Here is a 6,629-nt window from a genome sequence, read left to right as displayed (position 1 = left end):
GGGAGCGGGCTTGCCCCGCGATAGGGCCGGTACTCACACCGCTGGACAATGGCTGGTCACACAATGGATGCCGCCACCTCCCGCCGCGATGGCATCGATATCCAACTGCACCACGTCCCGATCCGGATACAACTCGGCCAACAACGCCCGGGCCTTTTCATCGGCCTCGCGGTCGCCGAACTGCGGGGCGATGACCGCACCGTTTATCACGAAATAATTGATATACCCCGCCGCGAAATCCGGGTTGCCCTTGTTGAATGCACTCTTGCGTGGTTTCAGCGGCGGCGACACGGTGTGCACCTGCAACGCCCGGCCATCGGCATCGGTGGCCTGCTTGAGTATCTCCAGATGCCGCAGCGTCACTGCGTGGTCATAGGAATCGGGGTCGGTGTCGAGGTTGGCCAGCACCACGCCGGGGCGCACGAAGCGCGCATAGAAGTCCACATGCGCGTCAGTGATGTCCTTGCCCTTGATGCCCGGCAGCCAGATGATCTTGCGCAGGCCCAGGCGCGCCTTGAGCTCCTGCTCGACTTCGGCCTTGCTCCAGCCGGGGTTGCGGTTGCCGTTGATCCAGCTGCTCTCGGTCATGATTCCGGTGCCATGGCCATCGACCTCGATACCGCCGCCTTCGCCGACCAGTTCGCTGCGCTGGTAGGCAGCGTTCGCCCGCGTGGCCACCTGCTTGGCCAGCTTCGCGTCGAAGCGGTGCCGTTGCTTGCCGCCCCAGCCGTTGAAGTTGAAATCCACCGCGCCCAGCTCGCCATCGTCGTCGACCACGAAGTTGGCGCCGATGTCGCGCATCCAGATGTCGTCCAGCTCAGTGATCACGAACGTGGTGTTGTGGCTGGCGCAGTGTTCCTCGGCCAGGTCGCGCTCGTCCTCGCGGCAGAACACCGTCACTGGCTGGTAGTTGGCGATGGCGCGGGCGATGCGGCCCAGCGCCGCCTGCACGTCTTCGGTGAAGTCTTCCCAGATCGCGTCCTGGGCGCCGAAGGCGAGGTAGGCGCACCGCTGCGGCTCGCCCTCGTCGGGCATGAACCAGCGGCCCGCCTCGCTGGCGCGGGCGGTGCCCAGCGGCAGGCCGATGCTTGCGGCGGCGCCGAGGCCGGCGGCGATCGACAGGTGCTGGAGGAAGGTACGACGGGTTGGCATGGGTCAGTCCTGGGCAGTCTTGAAACGGGTCCAGACGCGCATGCGCGCACGCATGTCGGCCTGGGGAATATCCTTGCCCGGAATCAGCCGGGCATAGGTGGCGGCATCGAGGTAGATGTCGGGGTTGTCGCGCATGCGCGCGTCCACCAGTGGACGGGCCTTGGCGCTGGCCGTGGGGTAGCCGGTGAAGTTGCTGATCGCGGCCATGTTTTCCGGGCGCATCACGAAGTTGATGAAACGATAGGCGTACTCCGGATGGCGTGCATCGGCGGGGATCGCCATGGTGTCCATCCATACCGTGGTGCCTTCGCGCGGCACGCGGTACTGGAAGTCGATGGCCTTGCCTGCGGCCTCGGCAGTGCGCTGGGCCTGGATCACGTCGCCGCTGTAGCCCAGCGACAGGCAGGTGTTCTCGTTGACCAGTTCGGTCACCGGCTGCGACTGCAGTTTGCGCACGTAGGGTCGGATCGACTTGAGCAGCTCGCTGGCGGCAGCCAGGTCTTCGCGCCTGGCGCTGCGGGGTTCACGCCCCAGATAGTGGAGCACCACGGCGAGCACTTCGTCGGGCGAGTCGATCATCGAGATGCCGCAATCGGCGAACCTGGCGGCCAGCTCCGGTTTGAACAGCAGGTCGAGGCTGTCCAGCGGTGCGTCGGGCATGCGCTCGCGGATCTTGGCGGCATTGAAGGTCAGGCCGATGGTGCCCCAGGTGTAGGGCACTGTCGCTTCGCTGGCCTTGGGATAGCGCGCGTGCAGGGCGCGCAGGCCTGGGTCGATGTCGTCCAGCGCGGTCAGTTGCTGGCGGTCGAGCGGCTGCAGGCTGCCGGCGCGCATCAGGCGCTCGGCCACGGTGTCGCCGGGAAACACCAGGTCGTAGCCGCTGCGCCCGGACATCAGCTTGGCCTCGAGCACTTCACTGCCGTCCATGACGTCGTAGATCACCGGGATGCCGGTTTCGGCGGTGAAGCGCTTGAGGGTGTCTTCGGCAAAATAGTCGGCCCAGTTGTACAGGCGCAGGGCTTCCTGCTGTGCCTGGGCGACGGACGCGCAGCAGGCCAGGGCGAGGGCGGCGAACAGTTGTGATGGACGGCGTGGCATGGCTCAGGCCCTCGTCGGTTGTGGGGTGCGGCCGTCGAGGGTCATCAACGGTGCGTACAGCTCGGGACGGCGGTCGCGGTAGACGCCCCAGCTCAGGCGGTCTTCACGCATGCGCGCCAGATCCAGGTCGTGCAGCCATACGCCGCTGCTGTCGCGATCGGCTTCGGCGAGCATCGCGCCCTTGTGGTCGCAGATGAACGAGGAACCATAGAAACGCATCGACAGGTGCTCGTCGCTGCGCGCCACTTCCTGGCCGACGCGGTTGGCGGCCACCACCGGCAGCAGGTTGGCTGCGGCATGGCCACGCATCGCCATCTGCCAGTGGTCGCGTGAGTCCAGTTCGGCGGCACCGGGCTCCGAGCCGATGGCCGTCGGGAACAGCAGCACCTCGGCGCCGAGCAGCGCCAGGCAGCGCGCGGTTTCCGGGAACCATTGGTCCCAGCAGATGCCGATGCCCAGGCGGCCGAAGGCGGTGTCCCAGACCTTGAAACCGGTATCGCCGGGGCTGAAGTATTCCTTTTCCTGGTAGCCGATGGCGTTGGGGATGTGGGTCTTGCGGTAGATCCCCAGCAGGCGACCGTCGGCGTCGGCCACGGTCAGCGAATTGAAGAAGGCGTTGCCGGCGCGCTCGTACCAGCTCAGTGGCAGCACCACCCCCAGCTCTTTGGCCAGCGCGGCGAAGCGGCGCAGCAGGGGGCTGTCGTGATAGTCCTGGGCCAGCGCCTGGTGGCTGTGGCACTGCTCGATGCAGAAATACGGCGTGGCGAACAGCTCCTGCAACAGGACCACCTGCGCACCCTGGGCGGCGGCCTGGCGCACCAGTTGCTCGGCGCGGTCGAGGTTGGCCGCAAGGTTCCAGTCGCAACTCATCTGTGTAGTAGCGATGCGCAGCAGGCTCATGGGCGCTCCTCCGTCACAGGCCAGGCCGGTTGTTGCTGGGTGATGCAGTGGATGCCGCCGCCGCCGTGGGCGATGTGGTCGATACGCACCGGCACGATCTCGCGGTCGGGGAAGGCCAGGGCCAACTGACGGGCGGCGGCCTGGTCGGCGTCGATGCCATAGGCCGGCATGATCACTGCGCCGTTGGCCAGGTAGAAGTTGGTGTAGGAGGCGCAGAACACTTCGGCGTCCTTGTCCACTGCGGCGCTGGCCTCAAACAGGTCGAGCAGCTCGAAGCGCCGGCCCTGGGCGTCGCGAGCCAGCTCCAGGGCGCGGCGGTTTTCCCGGGCGACGTCGGCGTAGACCGAGCCTTGCTCGTGGGTGGCATCGACCAGCAGCACGCCGGGCCGGGCGAAGGCGCAGACCCCGTCGACGTGGCCATCGGTCATGTCGCCGGTGACATACTGCGGATCGCCGGGCAGCCAGATGGTCTTGCGGATGCCCAGCAGACGGGCGAAGCACTCCTCGAAGTCCGCCTTGCTCAGGCCGGGGTTGCGGTTGGGGTTGAGCAGCACCGACTCGGTGGTGATCAGGGTGCCTTCGCCGTCTACATGAATGGCGCCGCCTTCGTTGCACAGCGGTGTGCTGAAGCCTTCCAGGCCCAGGTGGTCGAGGATGCGCCGACCGAGGCTGCGGTCCAGGCCGTGCTCGGACTTGCCACCCCAGGCGTTGAAGCGCCAGCTCAAGCCGGCCAGGCCGTGTTGCGGGTGAGCGATGAAGGTCGGCCCGCTGTCGCGGCACCAACTGTCGTCCACGGCCAGTTCGATCAGCTCGATACCGGCGCCGCACAGGGCGCGGGCGCTGGCCATGGCGGACGGCGCGACGACCATCTTCACCGGCTCGAAACGGGCGATGGCGCTGGCGACCCGGGCGTAGTCGCGCTGTACGTCGGCCAGGGTCACGCGCCAACCGGACTCCCACAAGGCTTGGTTGTGCGGCCAGATCATCCAGGTGGCGGCGTGGCGGGCCCATTCGGCGGGCATGCGCCAGCCGCTGGCGATGGACAGGTCCATGGTTAGCTCCAATGTATTAGTGATTTTTATCAACGAAGCCCGCCGTTGCGGGTGTTGGTGCCCATGATATGGCTATGAATGGGCGTGGACTAACGATAGATTTAGCGTATTTCTGATTAGAAAGGCTTATCAATCATGCTCAAGCACTGGCCGCCCCTGAATGCCCTGCGTGGCTTTGAAGCCGCTGCCCGCCTGGGCAGTTTTCACAAGGCCGCCGAGGCGCTGAACCTCACCCAGTCGGCGATCAGCCAGCAGATCCGCAGCCTGGAAAGCTACCTGGAGCAACCCTTGTTCCACCGGACCGGGCGCAGTGTCAGCCTCACCGACGCGGGCCATGACCTGCTCAGCACTACGCAGGTCATGCTGCAACAATTGGCGGTGGGCATCCGTCGGCTGGACCAGTACCGCAAGCCCAACCAACTGGTGGTCAACACCACCCCGGCCTTTGCCCGGCACTGGTTGTTGCCGCGCCTGGCGGACTTTCATGCGCGCTGCCCGGAGGTGGACCTGTGGCTGTTCACCAGTTTCGAGGTGCCGGACATGAGCAGCCAGACCATCGACCTGGCGATCCGCGATGATCTTGGCCCGCAGGCCGAATGCAGTTTCAGCGTGTTGCACCAGGACCGCCTGTACCCCGCCTGCCATCCCGCCTTGCCCGAAACCGGGCGCACCACCTTGCACGGCGAACGGGAGATGGACTGGAGCCACTGGCAACTGGAGGGCGGCGAAGCGGTGGGGCAGCAGGGCAAGGGGCTGAATTTCTCCGACCCGGGGCTGCTCCTGGACGCGGCGGGAGAGGGCCTGGGGATTGCGCTGGTCAGCCAGTTGCTGGCCCAGCGGTTGGTGGACGACGGGCGTTTGCAGGCGTTGTCGGCGCAGCGGGTGCGTGGCCCGGCCTGGAGTTGCCTGGTGCACCGCGACAGCCAGGACGATCCGCTGGCGCGGCAGTTCCTGGCGTGGTTGCGCGCGGCCTTGGAGCCCCTGGCCCCACCCGTCCCTGTGTAGGAGCGGCCTTGTGCCGCGATCGGGCGCGACACAAGGTCGCTCCTACAGGGAGCGAGTCGCTTTCGGATTCGGGTTTTGCTCGGGCCATTGACCCCGTAATATGTGTCGGATGACTTGCGGGGGTAGTCTCACCCTCTGATCAATCGGAATCGCCCCTGCGGCGCTTCCCCAGCATAAACCTGACGAGGTACAGACATTGGCCATCATTCATCCCAAGGTACGCGGTTTCATCTGCACCACGACTCACCCCAAGGGCTGCGAGCTCAACGTCCGTGACCAGATCGAAGCCACCCGCAAACTGGGCGTGCGCGAAGATGGTCCGAAGAAAGTCCTGGTGATCGGCGCCTCCAGCGGCTACGGCCTGGCAGCACGCATCACCGCCGCCTTCGGCTTCAACGCCGACACCCTGGGCGTGTTCTTCGAGAAGCCGGGCACCGAGACCAAGGCCGGCACCGCAGGCTGGTACAACGCCGCCGCCTTCGACAAGTTCGCCAAGGCCGAGGGTCTGTACAGCAAGTCGATCAACGGTGACGCCTTCTCCGACGAAGCTCGTGCCAAGGTCATCGAGCTGATCAAGAACGAGATGGGTGGCAAGGTCGACCTGGTCATCTACTCCCTGGCCTCGCCCGTGCGCAAGCTGCCGCAGACCGGCGAGCTGATCCGCTCGGCGCTCAAGCCGATCGGCCAGCCGTACAAGTCGACCGCCATCGACACCAACAAGGACACCATCATCGAGGCCAGCATCGAGCCGGCCACCGAGCAGGAAATCGCCGACACCGTCACCGTCATGGGTGGTCAGGACTGGCAGCTGTGGATCGACGCCCTGGCCGGCGCTGACGTGCTCGCCGAAGGCGCGCGCACCGTGGCCTTCAGCTACATCGGCACCGAAATCACCTGGCCGATCTACTGGCACGGCGCCCTGGGCCAGGCCAAGCAGGACCTGGACGAAACCGCCCTGCGCCTGGACAAGAAGCTGGCCGGTGAAGTGAAGGGCGGCGCCAACGTTGCCGTGCTCAAGTCGGTTGTCACCCAGGCCAGCTCGGCCATTCCGGTGATGCCGCTGTACCTGTCGATGGTCTTCAAGATCATGCAGGAGAAGGGCGTTCACGAAGGCACCCAGGACCAGCTGGACCGCATGTTCCGCGACCGCATGTACCGCGCCGACGGTGCTCCGGCCGAGGTGGACGAAAAGGCCCGCCTGCGCCTGGACGACTGGGAACTGCGCGACGACGTGCAGGACGCCTGCAAGGCCATGTGGCCGCAGGTCACCACCGAAAACCTGTTCGAGCTGACCGACTACGCCGGTTACAAGAAACAGTTCCTCAACCTGTTCGGTTTCGAGCGCGCTGACGTCAACTACGACGAAGACGTGGCCACCGACGTACGGTTCGACTGCATCGAGCTGTAAGCAAGCCCTTGACC

General features: G+C 65.9%; 6 protein-coding genes. 2 read left to right on the top strand and 4 right to left on the bottom strand.

From position 1 onward, the window contains the following. Window positions 1-33: 33 nt before the first annotated feature. From HU729_RS24530 to HU729_RS24515, 4 genes are read right to left on the bottom strand one after another with little or no spacing between them, the layout of a single operon-like run. Window positions 34-1,152 carry an agmatine deiminase family protein gene (locus HU729_RS24530; protein ID WP_186711813.1) on the bottom strand — a complete coding sequence of 373 codons (1,119 nt, stop codon included), beginning with the start codon at window positions 1,150-1,152 and terminating at the stop codon, window positions 34-36. A gap of 3 nt (window positions 1,153-1,155) precedes the next feature. Continuing rightward, window positions 1,156-2,250: an extracellular solute-binding protein gene (locus HU729_RS24525; protein ID WP_186711812.1), complete on the bottom strand. Its 1,095-nt coding sequence runs from the start codon at window positions 2,248-2,250 to the stop codon at window positions 1,156-1,158. A gap of 3 nt (window positions 2,251-2,253) precedes the next feature. After that, a complete protein-coding gene (gene aguB, locus HU729_RS24520; RefSeq protein ID WP_186711811.1) occupies window positions 2,254-3,150 on the bottom strand; it encodes an N-carbamoylputrescine amidase in 897 nt (298 codons plus the stop codon). Further along, window positions 3,147-4,202 (bottom strand): agmatine deiminase family protein, encoded by a 1,056-nt coding sequence (locus HU729_RS24515; protein WP_186711810.1) that lies wholly within the window; start codon window positions 4,200-4,202, stop codon window positions 3,147-3,149. Before HU729_RS24515 ends, aguB begins: the two co-directional genes overlap by 4 nt. 135 nt (window positions 4,203-4,337) lie before the next feature. Here HU729_RS24515 and HU729_RS24510 point away from each other — a divergent pair, with 135 nt between their 5' ends. Both HU729_RS24510 and fabV read left to right on the top strand, forming a co-directional pair. Beyond that, window positions 4,338-5,207 (top strand): LysR substrate-binding domain-containing protein, encoded by an 870-nt coding sequence (locus HU729_RS24510; protein WP_186711809.1) that lies wholly within the window; start codon window positions 4,338-4,340, stop codon window positions 5,205-5,207. A gap of 196 nt (window positions 5,208-5,403) precedes the next feature. Further along, complete coding sequence (fabV, locus tag HU729_RS24505) at window positions 5,404-6,615, top strand: enoyl-ACP reductase FabV (protein WP_186711808.1); 1,212 nt, start codon at window positions 5,404-5,406, stop codon at window positions 6,613-6,615. Window positions 6,616-6,629 lie beyond the last annotated feature (14 nt).

This window comes from Pseudomonas sp. RW10S2 (genome assembly GCF_014268985.1).
Taxonomy (GTDB): Bacteria; Pseudomonadota; Gammaproteobacteria; order Pseudomonadales; family Pseudomonadaceae; genus Aquipseudomonas; species Aquipseudomonas wayambapalatensis.
Note: the sequence above shows the minus strand (reverse complement) of the source record. Positions and strands in the feature narration are given on the sequence as shown.